13 protein-coding genes and 5 tRNA genes are annotated in these 14,661 nt (G+C 72.0%); 10 read left to right on the forward strand and 8 right to left on the reverse strand.

Going from position 1 to position 14,661, the window contains the following annotated elements; translation table 11 throughout:
- The 3 genes from NWP09_RS07215 to NWP09_RS07225 form a co-directional block, all read left to right on the forward strand.
- Window positions 1-405 (forward strand): ATP-binding cassette domain-containing protein (locus tag NWP09_RS07215; RefSeq protein WP_258274853.1); only part of this gene is annotated, 405 nt, incomplete at its 5' end.
- Window positions 402-1,073, forward strand: coding sequence for a methionine ABC transporter permease (locus NWP09_RS07220; protein WP_258274854.1), 672 nt, complete (start codon window positions 402-404; stop codon window positions 1,071-1,073). The genes NWP09_RS07215 and NWP09_RS07220, both read left to right, overlap by 4 nt.
- A gap of 34 nt (window positions 1,074-1,107) precedes the next feature.
- Window positions 1,108-1,926, forward strand: a complete 819-nt coding sequence (locus NWP09_RS07225) for a MetQ/NlpA family ABC transporter substrate-binding protein (protein ID WP_258274855.1) — start codon at window positions 1,108-1,110, stop codon at window positions 1,924-1,926.
- A gap of 27 nt (window positions 1,927-1,953) precedes the next feature.
- Here NWP09_RS07225 and NWP09_RS07230 read toward each other — a convergent pair.
- From NWP09_RS07230 to NWP09_RS07250, 5 genes are all read right to left on the reverse strand, one after another.
- A tRNA-OTHER gene (locus NWP09_RS07230) sits at window positions 1,954-2,023 on the reverse strand.
- A 53-nt stretch (window positions 2,024-2,076) separates the two neighbouring features.
- Window positions 2,077-2,149 (reverse strand) — tRNA-OTHER (locus NWP09_RS07235).
- Between the two features lie 53 nt (window positions 2,150-2,202).
- A tRNA-OTHER gene (locus tag NWP09_RS07240) sits at window positions 2,203-2,275 on the reverse strand.
- Between the two features lie 53 nt (window positions 2,276-2,328).
- Window positions 2,329-2,401, reverse strand: a tRNA-OTHER gene (locus tag NWP09_RS07245).
- Window positions 2,392-2,467 (reverse strand) — tRNA-Lys (locus tag NWP09_RS07250). Before NWP09_RS07250 ends, NWP09_RS07245 begins: the two co-directional genes overlap by 10 nt.
- Window positions 2,468-2,613: 146 nt before the next feature.
- On the opposite strand from NWP09_RS07250, the gene NWP09_RS07255 reads away from it, so the two are divergent.
- The 7 genes from NWP09_RS07255 (at window position 2,614) to pstB (ending at window position 10,832) form a co-directional block, all read left to right on the forward strand.
- Window positions 2,614-5,139: an HAD-IC family P-type ATPase gene (locus NWP09_RS07255; RefSeq protein WP_258274856.1), complete on the forward strand. Its 2,526-nt coding sequence runs from the start codon at window positions 2,614-2,616 to the stop codon at window positions 5,137-5,139.
- Window positions 5,140-5,182: 43 nt separating this feature from the next.
- Window positions 5,183-5,812 (forward strand): DNA-directed RNA polymerase subunit beta, encoded by a 630-nt coding sequence (locus tag NWP09_RS07260; RefSeq protein WP_258274857.1) that lies wholly within the window; start codon window positions 5,183-5,185, stop codon window positions 5,810-5,812.
- 63 nt (window positions 5,813-5,875) lie between these two features.
- Window positions 5,876-6,460 carry a hypothetical protein gene (locus NWP09_RS07265; protein ID WP_258274858.1) on the forward strand — a complete coding sequence of 195 codons (585 nt, stop codon included), beginning with the start codon at window positions 5,876-5,878 and terminating at the stop codon, window positions 6,458-6,460.
- A gap of 339 nt (window positions 6,461-6,799) precedes the next feature.
- Window positions 6,800-7,906 carry a phosphate ABC transporter substrate-binding protein PstS gene (locus NWP09_RS07270; RefSeq protein ID WP_258274859.1) on the forward strand — a complete coding sequence of 369 codons (1,107 nt, stop codon included), beginning with the start codon at window positions 6,800-6,802 and terminating at the stop codon, window positions 7,904-7,906.
- A 108-nt stretch (window positions 7,907-8,014) separates the two neighbouring features.
- Window positions 8,015-8,950, forward strand: coding sequence for a phosphate ABC transporter permease subunit PstC (gene pstC / locus NWP09_RS07275; RefSeq protein ID WP_258274860.1), 936 nt, complete (start codon window positions 8,015-8,017; stop codon window positions 8,948-8,950).
- 3 nt (window positions 8,951-8,953) lie between these two features.
- The gene (pstA, locus tag NWP09_RS07280) at window positions 8,954-10,048 is read left to right on the forward strand and encodes a phosphate ABC transporter permease PstA (protein ID WP_258274861.1); all 1,095 of its coding nucleotides are present in this window, start codon (window positions 8,954-8,956) and stop codon (window positions 10,046-10,048) included.
- Window positions 10,049-10,052: 4 nt separating this feature from the next.
- Complete coding sequence (gene pstB, locus NWP09_RS07285) at window positions 10,053-10,832, forward strand: phosphate ABC transporter ATP-binding protein PstB (protein WP_258274862.1); 780 nt, start codon at window positions 10,053-10,055, stop codon at window positions 10,830-10,832.
- A 107-nt stretch (window positions 10,833-10,939) separates the two neighbouring features.
- Here pstB and NWP09_RS07290 read toward each other — a convergent pair whose 3' ends face one another.
- The 3 genes from NWP09_RS07290 to NWP09_RS07300 all read right to left on the reverse strand — a co-directional run.
- A complete protein-coding gene (locus tag NWP09_RS07290) occupies window positions 10,940-11,893 on the reverse strand; it encodes an NUDIX domain-containing protein (protein ID WP_258274863.1) in 954 nt (317 codons plus the stop codon).
- Window positions 11,890-14,145 (reverse strand): RNA degradosome polyphosphate kinase, encoded by a 2,256-nt coding sequence (locus tag NWP09_RS07295; RefSeq protein WP_258274864.1) that lies wholly within the window; start codon window positions 14,143-14,145, stop codon window positions 11,890-11,892. Before NWP09_RS07295 ends, NWP09_RS07290 begins: the two co-directional genes overlap by 4 nt.
- 12 nt (window positions 14,146-14,157) lie before the next feature.
- Window positions 14,158-14,661: GNAT family N-acetyltransferase (locus tag NWP09_RS07300; protein ID WP_258274865.1), on the reverse strand; the 504-nt coding region annotated here is incomplete at its 5' end.

Genomic DNA, 14,661 nt, shown 5'->3' on the forward strand with positions numbered 1-14,661 from the left:
CCGCGAGAGCAGCGCCGCGAGGCGGTCGACGAGATCCTGGAGTTCGTGGGGCTCGGCCACCGCGCCGACCGCTACCCGGCCCAGCTGAGCGGGGGCGAGCGGCAGCGCGTCGGGCTCGCGCGCGCGCTCGTCGCCCGGCCGCCGCTGCTGCTGTGCGACGAGCCCACGTCGTCGCTCGACGCCTCCACGACCGCGGACGTGCTGCGCGTGCTGGCGAGGGCGCGCGAGGAGCTCGGCGCGACGGTCGTCGTCGTGACGCACGACCTCGACGTCGTCAAGGCGATCTGCGATCGCGCGGCGCTGCTCGAGCGCGGCGCGCTGCGCGAGCTGCTCCCGGTCGCGCGCCGCGACTACCGCTCGCTCCCCACCTATCGCGAGCAGGTGCTGCGGGAGCTGCGCTCGTGACGTGGCTCTCACAGCTGCTCGACGAGCACGGGGCCGAGATGCTCGAGGCGCTCGCCGAGACCGGCTACATGCTCGCCGTCTCGCTCGTCGCGGCCGTGCTGATCGGGCTCCCGCTCGGCATGGCCGTCTTCCTCACCCAGCGCGGCGGCATCGCGGAGCACCGCCCCACGTGGTCGGTCGCGAACCTCTACATCAACGTCGTGCGCTCCTTCCCGTTCCTGCTGCTCGTGGTGTTCCTCATCCCCTTCACGCGCGCGGTCATGGGCACGAGCTTCGGCACGCAGGCCGCGACCCTGCCGCTGTGCTTCGTGGCCGTCGCGGTCTACGCCCGCCTCGTCGAGCAGATCCTGCGCGAGATCCCGCCGGGCATCTCGCTCGTGGCGCTCGCGATGGGCGCGAGCGTGCCGCAGGCCGTGTGGCGGGTGCTGCTGCCCGAGGCGCGATCCGGTCTCGTCTACGCGCTCACCTCGGCCGCGATCAGCCTGCTGTCGTACTCCACGGTGCTCGGCGTCGTCGGCGGCGGTGGCATCGGCGACTTCGCGATGCGCTACGGCTACCAGGAGTACGACGACGCCCTCATGGTCCTCACGATCGCGGTCATCGTCGTGTGCGTGCTCGCGCTCCAGGCGCTCGGCCACCGCATCTCGACGCGGCTCGACCGCCGCTGATCCGATCCATCCCCCCTCAAGAGAAGGAACCCGCATGTCCCGCACCGCCACCCGCGCCCTCGCGCCCGCGCTCGCCGCCGCCCTGCTGCTCGCCGGCTGCGCGTCGCAGCCCGCGCCCGCCACGACGGACGCTGCCGTCGAGACGGTCACGCTCGAGGTCGCCGCGGTCCAGAGCCCCATGACCGACGTCGTCCTCGCCGCGGCCGAGGCGATCGAGGAGGGCTACGAGATCGAGCTCGTCGAGGTCTCCGACTACGTCACCGCGAACACGATCGTGGACGACGGCGACGTCGACGCGAACTTCTCGCAGCACGTGCCCTACATGGAGTCGTTCAACGCCGGCAACGACGGCACGCTCACCGCCGTGCAGCCCGTCTACAACTTCGTCATCGCGTTCTACTCGAAGACGCTCGACGACATCGCCGACCTGCCCGACGGCGCGACGGTCGCCATCCCGGACGACCCCTCGAACACCGGCCGCGCGCTCAAGCTGCTCGCGAGCGAGGGGCTCATCGCGCTCGACCCCGCCGTCGATCCCTACGCAGCGACGGTCGACGACATCGCCGAGAACCCGAAGGGACTCGAGTTCCTGCAGGTGCCGATCAGCTCGCTGAACGCCGCGTACGAGGAGGCCGACCTCGTCTTCCAGTGGCCGTCGCACATCGCCGCGCTCGGGCTGAGCCCCGAGGACGACGGCCTCATCACCGAGCTCGACGACAGGTTCGCGCTGCACCTCGTCGTGCGCGAGGAGGACGCGGACTCCGAGGCCACCGCCGCGCTCATCGAGGCGTTCTCGAGCGACGAGGTGCGCGAGGTCGTCGAGGCGAACCCGACGATCGAGGTCGCGTTCTGAGCGCGGCCGCACGACGAGCGGATGCGGTGGGCCCGGTGGGGCTCGAACCCACGACCAGCGGATGAAGAGTCCGGCGCTGTGCCGAACTGGTGGGCCCGGTGGGGCTCGAACCCACGACCAGCGGATGCAGAGTCAGGCGCTGTGCCGAACTGGTGGGCCCGGTGGGGCTCGAACCCACGACCAGCGGATGAAGAGTCCGGCGCTGTGCCGAACTGGTGGGCCCGGTGGGGCTCGAACCCACGACCAGCGGATGCAGAGTCAGGCGCTGTGCCGAACTGGTGGGCCCGGTGGGGCTCGAACCCACGACCAGCGGATGAAGAGTCCGGCGCTGTGCCGAACTGGTGGGCCCGGTGGGGCTCGAACCCACGACCAGCGGATGCAGAGTCAGGCGCTGTGCCGAACTGGTGGGCCCGGTGGGGCTCGAACCCACGACCAGCGGATGAAGAGTCCGGCGCTGTGCCGAACTGGTGGGCCCGGTGGGGCTCGAACCCACGACCAGCGGATTAAAAGTCCGACGCTCTACCGACTGAGCTACAGGCCCGCGCATCCAGGATAGGCGCGTGCGGCGGCCGCGACCGTGGTCGGCCGCCGCGGGGGTCAACCGCTAGGCGGATCTTCGGGCCTCCGCCCTGTCACCGGGCGCCCGCATCCGCCAGAGTTGAGCCGTTCCCGTACCGATGGAGCCGCATGTCCTCCAGCACGCCCGCGCGCGTGGCCGCCCAGCCCCGCGCATCCGCCGACCGCGCCGCCGCAGGCGAGCCCGACCGCCAGCGGCTCCTCACGACGACCGACCGGGCCGTCGGCCTCAGCGATGCGGACGTGGCCGAGCGGCTGGGCGACGGTCGCGCGAACCGGCTCGCGCACGCGTCGAGCCGGTCGCTCGCCTCGATCCTGCGCGCGAACCTCTTCACGCTCTTCAACCTCGTCATCGCGGTCTGCACCGCGGTGCTGCTCCTGCTCGGGCGCTGGCAGGACGCGCTGTTCTCGTTCGCGGCCCTCTCGAACGTCATCATCGGCGTGGTGCAGGAGTACAGCGCGAAGCGCAAGCTCGACCGGCTCGCGCTGCTGCACGTCTCGCGCAGCCGCGTGCTGCGCGGCGGCGTCGAGCGCGACGTCGCGATGGAGGAGCTCGTGCAGGACGACATCCTGCTGCTGCGCCGCGGCGACCAGGTGCCCGCCGACGGCGTGATCGTCGCGACCGAGGGCATCGACCTCGACGAGTCGCTCCTGACCGGCGAGTCCGAGCCGCAGCTCAAGCACGCGGGCGAAGGGGTGCTGTCGGGCTCGGCCGTCTCGTCGGGGTCCGCGTCCGTGCAGCTCACGAGCGTCGGCGGCGACTCGTTCGCAGCGCGCCTGACAGCCGAGGCCCGGCGCTTCTCGCTCGTCCACTCCGAGCTGCGGCACGCGCTCGACCGGGTCGTGCGGTGGATCTCGATCGCGCTCGTGCCCCTCATCGCGATCGTGCTCAACGGCCAGATGCAGGCGCGCGGCGGCTGGGAGGCGGCGATCGCGAGCGGCGAGTGGGAGGACGCGGTCGTGCTCGCGATCGCCGCGATCTCGGCGTCCGTGCCGCAGGGGCTCATCCTCATGACCTCGATCGCGTTCGCAGTCGCGGCCGTGAAGCTCGCGCGCAGCCAGGTGCTCGTGCAGGAGCTCGCCGCGGTCGAGGGGCTCGCGCGCGTCGACGTCATCTGCCTCGACAAGACCGGCACGCTCACCGAGGGCGACATCGAGCTGCTCGACGCCGCGCCGGTCGGCGAGCACGGCGAGGTGGCGGATGCGGTGCCCGCGCGGGCGCTCGACGGCATTACGGGCGCGTGGCTCTCGGCGCTCGGCTGGTTCGGCCACGACGAGAACGCGAACCCCACCGCGCTCGCGCTGCGCCGCGTGCTGCCGGATCCGGGGCTGCGCCCGAGCGCGGTGATCGGCTTCTCGTCGTCGCGGCGGATGAGCGCAGTCGCGTTCGCGGACGGCGCGGCGCGGGGCACGTGGGTGCTCGGTGCGCCGGAGTCGGTGCTCGGCGACGATGCGACCGGCGCCGCCGCCGACCGGGCGCTCGACGTCGCCGCCCTCGGGCGCCGAGCCCTCGTGCTCGGCCGGGCACCGCATCCCATGACCCCTGATGAGGCGGAGCGGCACGACCTGCCGCAGCTCGAGCCGGTCGCGCTCCTCGCGTTCGGCGAGCGGGTGCGCGACGACGCGCACGCGACCCTCGAGTACTTCCGGGAGCAGGGCGTCGAGGTGCGCATCCTCTCGGGCGACCACCCGCGCACGGTGGGCGCGGTCGCGCGCCAGGTGGGCATGGCGCTCGAGGGCGACGCGTTCGACGCGCGCCGCCTGCCGGTCGAGCCGGAGGCGCTCGCGGCGGTGCTCGCCGAGCACCACGTGCTCGCTCGCGTGACGCCGGGTCAGAAGCGCGCGATCGTCGAGTCGCTCCAGGCGGCGGGCCGCACGGTCGCGATGACGGGCGACGGCGTCAACGACGCGCTCGCGCTCAAGACGGCCGACCTGGGCGTCGCGATGGGGGAGGGGGCGCCGGCGACGAAGGCCGTCGCGCGCCTCGTGCTGCTCGACGGGCGCTTCTCGCACCTCCCGCACGTCGTCGACGAGGGGCGGCAGGTGATCGCCAACATCGAGCGGGTCTCGCGCATCTTCCTGACGAAGACGACCTACGCGTTCACGATGGCGCTCCTGTTCGGCGCGCTCCTGATGCAGTACCCGTTCCTGCCGCGCCAGCTCTCGGCGACCGACGGGCTCACGATCGGCATCCCCGCGTTCTTCCTCGCGCTCATGCCCGCCGCGACCCGCTACGTGCCCGGCTTCCTGTTCCGCAGCCTCCGCTTCACCGTGCCGTCGGGCGTCACGATCGCGCTCTCGGTGCTCGCCACGACGCTGCTCGCGCGCGGCATGGGGCTCGAGGAGCGGCAGGTGCAGACCGCGGCGGTCTTCACGCTCACGGTGAGCGGGCTCTGGGTGCTCGGCATCGCGTGCCGCCCGTTCACGCCCGTGCGCGCGCTCATCGTCGCGGCGATGGTCGGCGGGCTCGCGCTCGCCGTGACGGTCCCCTTCGTCCGCGACTTCTTCGCCTTCCAGCTGCCGCCGCTCGAGGTGCTCGGCTGGGCTGTCGCGCTCGGGCTCGTCGCGAGCGCGCTCATCGAGCTGTGGCACCGGCTCGCGCCGAAGCTGCCCTCCGCGATCGCCCGGACGACCTGATCCGCACCTGCCGCGCCCAGCCGGGTCGGCGACAATGGATGCGATGGCCGACGACTTCCACCGCCCCACGCGCTTCTCGAACGAATGGTTCGAGCGCGTCGAGGGCGACGTCGACCCCGTGCTGCGCCTGCAGCTCGCGAGCGACACCGCGCAGGCGCTGCTCGCGCGCGTGCGCGCGGGCGCGGATCCCGAGGTCGTCGAGCGCATCCTGATCATGGCGCGCGAGGACGGCATCGACACCGTCGCCGAGCTCTGGTCGCACGCGCGGCCCCACTCGCTGCCCGGCGCGCTCTGGCGCGTCAACCTGCTGCACGCGCTCGTGAGCCAGCGCGCCGACGAGGCGGCGGTGCTCTACCAGCAGGGGGCGGATGCGCTGCACACGGCCGCGCCGGTCGTCGCGGGAGTGCCGGCGCCGGCGAGCCCCGCGGAGCTCCGGGCGCTCACCGAGACGATCCTCCGCGGCCTCTTCGCCGGCGACTTCGCGCTCGCCCTCGACCGCGCCGCCGCGTTCGCCGTCGTCACCGCTGCGGGAGCCGTCGAGGCCGCGCACGCCGACGAGCCGACGCATCCGGATCGCGCCCGCGAGCGGACCCGCCTCGCCGCCGCGCTCACCGACATCGCCGACGACCTGCGCGTGTGCGCGCGGATGTGGCGCGACGAGGCCCTCGCGTGACGCGCGCCGCGTAGGCTGGCCGCGGTCGGCGCATGCGGTCGCGACCAGGATCAGGAGCTCGCCATGTCACGTCGTCCGCTCGCCGTCGCGCTCGTGCTCGGTGCCGCCGTCGTCGGCCTCACCGGCTGCCTGCCCATGCCGCCCGCGATCCCGGAGGCTCCGCCTGCGCCGCAGGCGCCGGTCGACCCGCAGCAGCCGGTCGAGCCGCAGCCGGCCGACCCGCAGCCGGCTGAGCCGGCGACCGCGAACACCGGTCTGGGCGAGTCGGTCACGGTCGACGACGGGGCGGGGGACAGCTGGTCGTTCGCCGTCGCGGGCATCGAGGAGAACCCGCCGATGGAGTCCGGCGACCCCGCGAGCGGCACGCGCTTCATCGCCGTCCTCTTCGACGCCCAGCGGGTCGAGGGCGCCCTCTCGTTCATCGACCTGTTCGACATCTCCGTCATCGCTGACGACGGCAACCAGTACCACTGGGTCGACACCATCCAGGTGACGGCCGAGGAGGACATCTCCTACGCCGAGGGCGACGCGTTCTCGGGTGCGCGCGCGATCGTCCAGCTGCCCGAGGGCGTCGAGCCGGAGCTCGTCGTCGTGCGCTCGACCTACGGGCAGCCCGAGGTCGAGGACGTGGTCGTCGACGTGCGCTGACGCGGCCGAGCGACGGCAGGGGTGGTCCCTCCGGTCGTGTTCGCGGCGAGCGCATCTCCCGGCATGTCGCGGGCTCGATCGCTACCCTGGGAGGGCCGGGCCGCGTAACCCCGGGCTCCAATATTCGCCGCTGCGAGCGGCCTTCCGCCGAGAGGCGTTCGCGGCCCGGCACTCGCGTCTCCGCGGGCCCTTCCCGGCTCGCACCGCGTCGGCGTTCACCCTCTGTTCACCTGGCGGCGGGGTTCGGGAAACCCGCGCTCCCTAGCGTTGAGGGCGGCGTGCGAGTGCGCGCCGAACCAGGGTTCCCCAGCCCTGCACCAACCTTCCGAAGGGAACACCGTGAAGTTCACGAAGCTCGGCCGCGCCGCGGTCGTCGCCGCTGCAGGTGCCATCCTGCTCAGCTCCTGCGCAGCCAACGAGCCCGCCGCCGACGAGGCGCCCGAGGGCTCGTCCGCTCCGGAGTCGACCCTCTCGGGCGACCTGGCCGGTGCCGGCGCCTCGTCCATGGGTGCGGCGCAGGAGGCCTGGATCGCGGGCTTCCAGACCGAGAACCCTGACGTCAACGTCACCTACGACCCCGCCGGCTCGGGCGCGGGTCGTGAGCAGTTCATCGCGGGCGGCGTCGCCTTCGCCGGCTCGGACGCGTTCCTGAAGGACGAGGAGCTCGCGGGCGAGTTCGGCGCGTGCGTCGCCGACACCCTCCCCGTGGACCTGCCGGTCTACATCTCCCCGATCGCCGTCATCTTCAACGTCGAGGGCGTCGACTCGCTCAACATGGACGCGTCGACGATCGCCAAGATCTTCTCGGGCCAGATCACCAACTGGAACGACGAGGCCATCGCCTCGCAGAACCCCGACGTCACGCTGCCGGACGCGCCGATCACGGCCGTGCACCGCTCGGACGACTCAGGCACCACCGAGAACTTCACCGAGTACCTCGCGGCGACCGCCGAGTCCGACTGGACCGAGGGCGTGTTCGAGACGTGGCCGGCCGCCTACGGCGGCGAGGGCGCGCAGGGCACCTCGGGCGTCGTGGACGCCGTCACCAACGGCACCAACACGATCGGCTACGCCGACGCGTCGCGCGCGGGCGACCTCGGGACCGTCGCGCTCAAGGTCGGCGAGGAGTACGTGCCGTTCTCGGCCGAGGCCGCTGCCGCTGCTGTCGACGCGTCGCCGCGCGTCGAGGGCCGCCACGAGGGCGACATCGCCGTCGAGCTCGACCGCACCACGACCGAGGCCGGCGTGTACCCGCTCGTCCTCATCTCGTACGCGATCGCCTGCACCGAGTACCAGGACGCCGCGACGGGCGAGCTCGTCAAGGCCTACCTCTCGTACGTCGCCTCCGAGGAGGGCCAGCTCGCCGCGCAGGAGAACGCCGGCAACTCGCCCATCTCGGACGACCTCCGCGAGGAGATCAACGCGGTCCTCGAGACGATCAAGTAGTCATACTGGTCTGAGACCCCGCAGCTGCCGCTGCACCCGTCCGGCCGGGGCGATCCTCGCCCCGGCCGGACGCTTCCGATGGACCGACTCCGAATCGCTGGGAGCCCCATGACCACCGCCGCACCGGCTGCGACGACGAGAGCCGCCGCTCCCAACCGTCCCGCCGACGTCATCTTCAAGGCGGTCTCGACGACCGCCGGGGTGCTGATCCTCCTCGCGCTCGCGGGCGTGGCCATCTTCCTCGTCGCGCAGGCCGTGCCCGCGCTCATCGGGCCGCTGCCCGAGGACGACAGCTTCTGGGCCTGGGTGTGGCCGCTGACCTTCGGCACCCTGTGGTCCTCCTTCCTCGCGATGCTCATGGCGGTGCCGATCGCGATCGCGATCGCGCTCTTCATCACGCACTACGCGCCGCGGCGCGTCGCATCCGTGCTCGGCTACGCGATCGACCTCCTCGCCGCCATCCCCTCCGTGATCTACGGCCTCTGGGGCATCGCCGTGCTCGCCCCGTTCATGCAGCCCGCGTACACGTGGCTCGCGCAGAACCTCGGCTGGATCCCGCTCTTCACGCCGCCGGCGTCCGGCACCGGCCGGACGATCCTCACCGCCGCGATCGTGCTCGCCGTCATGGTGCTGCCGATCATCACGGCGCTGTGCCGCGAGATCTTCCTGCAGACGCCGCGGCTCAACGAGGAGGCGTCGCTCGCGCTCGGCGCCACCCGCTGGGAGATGATCCGGATGGCGGTGCTGCCGCACGGCCGCTCCGGCATCATCGCCTCCTCCATCCTCGGCCTCGGCCGCGCGCTCGGCGAGACCATGGCGGTCGCGATGGTGCTCGCGTCGGCCGGCGCGGTCACGTTCGTCGTGGTCGGCTCGCAGAACCCCTCGACGATCGCCGCGAACATCGCGCTCCGGTTCCCCGAGGCCCACGGCATCACGGTGAACATGCTCATCGGCTCCGGCCTCGTGCTCTTCGCGATCACGCTGCTGGTCAACGCCATCTCGCGGTGGATCATCGCGAAGACGACCGTCGACGGAGGTCGCTAGACCATGACCACCACGACCTCCGCTCCCGCGCCCGCGCGCCGGCAGGCCGAGAACCCGCTCACCGCGGGCCAGCTGCCGACCTGGAGCCCCTGGGCGATCCTGGGCGGCGCCCTCCTCGTCGGCGCCGCGATCGCCGCGCTCGTCGCGGGCGCCTCCGGCAGCCGGTTCAGCATCGTCGCGACCGCCGTGATCGGCTTCATCCTCTACCTGGTCGCGATCACGGTCGTGAGCCAGCTCATCGAGGGCGGCCGCAAGGCGACGGACCGGCTCGTGACCGGGGTCGTGACGGGAGCCTTCCTGCTCGCGCTCATCCCGCTCGTCTCCCTCGTCGTCACGGTCATCGCGAACGGCATGCACCGCTTCGACGTCGAGTTCTTCACCTACACGATGCGCAACATCGTGGGCGAGGGCGGCGGCGTGCTGCACGCGATCGTCGGCACCCTGCTCGTGACGCTGTGGGCGGCGATCATCTCGGTGCCCGTCGGCATCTTCACCGCCATCTACCTCGTCGAGTACGGCAAGGGTCGCCTGTCCCAGGCCATCACCTTCTTCGTCGACGTCATGACCGGCATCCCGTCGATCGTCGCGGGCCTGTTCGCCTACGCGCTCTTCGCGCTGTTCGCCGGCGAGGGCGTGCGATCGGGCTTCGGCGGCGCGGTGGCGCTGAGCCTCCTCATGATCCCGACGGTCGTGCGCTCGACCGAGGAGATGCTGAAGCTCGTGCCGAACGACCTGCGCGAGGCGTCGCTCGCCCTCGGCGTGCCGAAGTGGCTGACGATCGCCAAGGTCGTGCTGCCCACCGCCCTCGCCGGCATCGTGACCGGTGTGACGCTCGCGATCGCGCGCGTCATCGGCGAGACCGCGCCGCTGCTCATCATCGCGGGCTTCACCACCAACATGAACTACAACGTGTTCGACGGCCGCATGATGACGCTGCCGGTGTTCGCGTACAACCAGTACGTCAGCCCGGGCGTGCAGGAGCAGGCGTACTTCGACCGAGCGTGGACCGCGGCGCTCGTGCTCATCCTCATCGTCATGCTGCTCAACATCGTCGCGCGGCTGATCGCCCACTTCTTCGCACCGAAGGCCGGAAGGTAACCCCATGTCCAAGCGCATCGAGATCAACGACCTCGACGTCTACTACGGCGCCTTCAAGGCCGTCGAGGGCGTCTCGCTCGAGATCGAGCCCCGCTCGGTCACGGCCTTCATCGGCCCCTCCGGCTGCGGCAAGTCGACCGTGCTGCGCACGATCAACCGCATGCACGAGGTGATCGCCGGCGCCTACGTCGACGGCGAGATCCTGCTCGACGGCGCGAACCTCTACGGCCCCGGCGTCGACCCGGTGAACGTGCGCCGCCAGATCGGCATGGTGTTCCAGCGCCCGAACCCGTTCCCGACGATGACGATCCGCGAGAACGTGCTCGCGGGCGTGCTGCTCAACAACCGCCGCATGTCGAAGAGCGACCAGGACGACCTGGTCGAGCGGTCGCTGCGCGGCGCGAACCTGTGGAACGAGGTCAAGGACCGGCTCGGCATCCCCGGCTCCGGCCTCTCCGGCGGTCAGCAGCAGCGCCTCTGCATCGCCCGCGCGATCGCGGTGAGCCCCGACGTGCTGCTGATGGACGAGCCGTGCTCGGCCCTCGACCCGATCTCGACGCTCGCGATCGAGGACCTGATCGAGGAGCTCAAGCAGGAGTACACGATCGTGATCGTGACCCACAACATGCAGCAGGCGAGCCGCGTCTCCGACAAGACCGCCTTCTTCAACATCGCGGGCACCGGGAAGCCCGGCAAGCTCATCGAGTACGACGAGACGACCAAGATGTTCTCGAACCCGTCCGTGCAGTCGACCGAGGACTACGTCTCCGGCCGCTTCGGCTGATCGCAGCACGCAGCAAGGAGGAGGCGCCGGCCACCCGGCCTCTCTCCTTGCTGGGCGGCGGCAGCCGCATCCGTCCTTGCCCCGTGCCCGCTGGCCGGAGCTCGGGGTCAGGTCGCGGGCGGGCAGTGCGTCTCGAGCGCGACGAGCGACGGCTCCTCGCCCGCGCTCACGTGCAGCACGGTGAACTCCGCCGTGTGCAGCATCGACGCGCGGTGCGTGCGCTCGGTCTCCGCCGCATCCGTCTCGTGCACGACCGCCGAGACGATGTCGGGGATCACGGGCGCGTGGCTGCACAGGACCGTGCCGCGCCGCTTGCGCACCGCCTTCGCGACGCGGCGGGCGACCGCCTCGCGCGAGTCGAAGGCCTCCTGGCTGAGGTCGACGCGCGGCTTCGCGCGGATGCCCGTGCGCTCCTCGAGCGGCTCGACCGTCTGCACGCAGCGGAGCGCGGCGGACGAGAGGATGCGCTCGGGCCCGAACGCCGCGATGCCGCCCGCGATCGACTGGGCCTGCCGGCGGCCCCGGTCGGTGAGCGGCCGAGCCTCGTCGTCGCCGTCCCACGAGTACGGGTCGGCGGCCTTGCCGTGCCGCACGGCGATGATCGGGAAGGTGCGCTCGTGGCCGCGCTCGAGCCGCTCCTCGAAGCGCTCGATCACCGCCGCGTCGTGCGCGTACGTGCACGCGCGCTTGGCGGCCTCGAGGCCGAGCCAGTGCAGGGCGCGGATCTCGTCGTTCGGCGAGAACGGCTCGTGCTCGCGGTCGTCGTCGAGCTCGGCCTGCCAGTAGTAGACGACCTTGTCGCGGCCGTCCGGGAGCCGGTACTCGCTCGTGCCGAGCGGCGCGCCGAGCGCGATGCGGCAGCCGGTCTCCTCGGCGATCTCGCGCGCCGCGCACTCGGGCAGCGACTCGCCCGGGTCGAGCTTGCCCTTGGGCAGCGACAGGTCGCGGTGCTGGGTGCGCTCGACGAGCAGCACCTCGACGCCGCCGCGCGCGCCGCGCCGCCACACGAGCGCGCCCGCCGCGAGCACGGGCGCTGCGGCACCCTGCGGGCCGCTGCTCACCGGCCCGCGCGCTTCCGCCGCTGCACCTGGATCATGCGATCGCGGTGCAGGTCGTCGAGCGGCGCGCCGTCCTCGGCGTAGAAGCGCCGCGTCCAGCTGCCGTCGGGCTCCGCCCACCAGGAGGCGGTCTGCGGCGACATGGCCCGGTCGAAGTGCTGCTGGATGTCGCGCATGTGCTCGGTCGAGGTGAGCTGGATGAGCGTCTCGACCCTGCGGTCGAGGTTGCGGTGCATCATGTCGGCCGAGCCGATGAACACCTCCTCGGCGCCGTCGTTCCAGAACGCGAACACCCGCGAGTGCTCGAGGTAGCGGCCGACGATCGAGCGCACGGTGATGTTCTCGCTCAGCCCCGGCACGCCCGGCTTGATCGAGCAGATGCCGCGCACCCACACCTGCACCTCGACGCCCGCGCGGCTCGCGCGGTAGAGCGCGTCGATGATCTGCTCGTCGACGATCGAGTTGATCTTGAAGCGGATGCGCGCGGGGCGGCCGGCCTTGGCGGCCGCGGTCTCGCGCTCGATGCGGTCGAGGAGCCCCTTGCGCAGGTGGCGCGGCGCGACGAGCAGGCGCGCGAACGACTTCTCCTTCGCGTAGCCGGAGAGCTCGTTGAACAGCCGCGTGATGTCGCGCCCCACCTGGTCGTTGTCGGTGAAGAGCCCGAAGTCCTCGTAGATGCGGCTCGTCTTCGGGTTGTAGTTGCCGGTGCCGATGTGGCAGTAGTGGCGCAGCCGCCCCTGCTCGCGGCGCACGATCATCATGAGCTTGCAGTGGGTCTTGAGCCCGACGATGCCGTAGACGACGTGCACGCCCGCCCGCTCGAGCTGCTTCGCCCACCGGATGTTCGCCTGCTCGTCGAAGCGCGCCTTCACCTCGACGAGCGCGAGCACCTGCTTGCCGGCCGCGGCGGCGCGGATGAGCGCCGCGACCACGGGGGAGTCGCCGGAGGTGCGGTAGAGGGTCTGCTTGATCGCGAGCACGTCGGGGTCGTCGGCGGCCTGCTCGAGCAGCGCCTGCACGCTCGTCGCGAACGACTCGTACGGGTGGTGCACGAGCACGTCCTTGCGCGTGATCGCCGCGAAGAGGTCGGGCTGCTCGTCCTGGTCGTTCGGCAGGAACGCCGCCGCCGTCACCGGCACCCGCTTCGTGTACTGCAGGTCGGGCCGGTCGATGCCCGCGAGCTGGAAGAGGCCGGTCAGGTCGAGCAGCCCGGGCAGCCGGTAGACCTCGTGCTCGGTGATGCCGAGCTCGTCGACGAGCAGCTCGAGCGTGTCGCGGTCGATGTCCTCCGCGACCTCGAGCCGGATGGGCGGTCCGAACTTGCGGCGCGAGAGCTCCTGCTCGAGCGCCTTGATGAGGTTCTCGGTGTCGTCCTCGTCGATCGAGACGTCCTCGTTGCGCGTGACGCGGAACACGTGGTGGTCGATGATCTCCATGCCCGAGAACACCTCGTCGAGGTTGTTCGCGATGAGCTCCTCGAGCGGCAGGAAGCGCTGCTCGCCCGCGGCGCCGCGGGGCAGCTCGAGGAAGCGGGGGAGCACCGCCGGCACCTTGAGGCGCGCGAACTGCGACTCCTCCTCGCCCGGCACGCGCACGCGCACCGCGAGGTTGAGCGAGAGCCCGGAGATGTACGGGAACGGATGCGCGGGGTCGACCGCGAGCGGCATGAGGACGGGGAAGACCTCGGCCTCGAACCGCGCCGAGAGCGCATCGCGCTCGTCGTCGGTCAGCTCGCCCCAGCGGAGGATGTGGATGCCCGCCTCGGCGAGATCCCCCTGGAACGACTCGCGCGCGGCGATCGCGTGCCGCAGCTGCAGCTCGTGCGCGCGCTGCACGACGGCGTCGAGCAGCTCCTGCGGCGAGCGCCCCACGTTCGTCGGCACGGCGAGCCCGGTCGTGATGCGGCGCTTGAGGCCCGCGACCCGCACCATGAAGAACTCGTCGAGGTTCGACGCGAAGATCGCGAGGAAGTTCGCGCGCTCGAGCAGCGGCACCCGCGGGTCCTCGCCCATCTCGAGCACCCGCTCGTTGAACGCGAGCCACGAGAGCTCGCGATCGAGGAACCGATCGGCGGGCAGCCCGTCCTCGGTGGGGGAGCCCTGCATCTCGGCCGACCAGCTCGACTCGGCGTCGTAGTCCCCGAAGTCGGCCTCGTTCGCGTCGTGGAAGCTGTGCTCCTGCTCGAACGCGTGGAGGGGCCGCTCGCGCAGCGTCTCCTCCGCCGCCTGGGCGCTGGTCGCGGTGCCGTCGGTCATGGCGCCATCCTCTCAACCCGAGGTGAACGCGCCGTGCCGCCATCGCACGTCGATCGCCCACTGCGAGAATCCTGCCCCCCGGTACAGCGCGAGCGCAGCCTCGTTGTCGCCCTCGACGTACAGGTGGGCCGTGGTCGCGCCGACCGCGCGCATCCGCGCGAACGCGGCCTCGAGCATCCGCCGGCCGATGCCCGCGCCCTGCCGGCCGGGCGCGACGCCGAGCACGTAGAGCTCGGCGACGTCGCCTGCCGGCTTCACCCACGCGAACCCGTCGAGCCCGCCCTCGCCCGGCAGCACCACGAGGTTCGCGTCGTCGTGCCAGGGCTCGGCCATGCGCGCCGCGAGGTCGTCGGCCGACATGCGGCCCTGCTCGGGGTGGTGGGCGAACGCGGCCGCGTTGAGGGCGAGCACCGCGGATGCGTCGGCGGGCTCGAACGCGCGCACGCCGTCGGGCAGGCGGTCGGGGGCCGCCGGGTCGGGCGCGGCGGGCACCGGTGCGCGGAGCTGCAGCAGCTC

This window comes from Agrococcus sp. HG114, assembly GCF_024723325.1.
Taxonomy (GTDB): Bacteria; Actinomycetota; Actinomycetes; order Actinomycetales; family Microbacteriaceae; genus Agrococcus.

Bases quoted from the DNA above. Each gene is read 5' to 3' on its own strand.
- NWP09_RS07255 (WP_258274856.1), top strand. From the start codon at position 2,614: ATGTCCTCCAGCACGCCCGCGCGCGTGGCCGCCCAGCCCCGCGCATCC.
- NWP09_RS07225 (WP_258274855.1), top strand. From the start codon at position 1,108: ATGTCCCGCACCGCCACCCGCGCCCTCGCGCCCGCGCTCGCCGCCGCC.
- pstB (WP_258274862.1), top strand. From the start codon at position 10,053: ATGTCCAAGCGCATCGAGATCAACGACCTCGACGTCTACTACGGCGCC.
- NWP09_RS07265 (WP_258274858.1), top strand. From the start codon at position 5,876: ATGTCACGTCGTCCGCTCGCCGTCGCGCTCGTGCTCGGTGCCGCCGTC.
- NWP09_RS07260 (WP_258274857.1), top strand. From the start codon at position 5,183: ATGGCCGACGACTTCCACCGCCCCACGCGCTTCTCGAACGAATGGTTC.
- NWP09_RS07295 (WP_258274864.1), bottom strand. From the start codon at position 14,145: ATGACCGACGGCACCGCGACCAGCGCCCAGGCGGCGGAGGAGACGCTG.
- pstA (WP_258274861.1), top strand. From the start codon at position 8,954: ATGACCACCACGACCTCCGCTCCCGCGCCCGCGCGCCGGCAGGCCGAG.
- pstC (WP_258274860.1), top strand. From the start codon at position 8,015: ATGACCACCGCCGCACCGGCTGCGACGACGAGAGCCGCCGCTCCCAAC.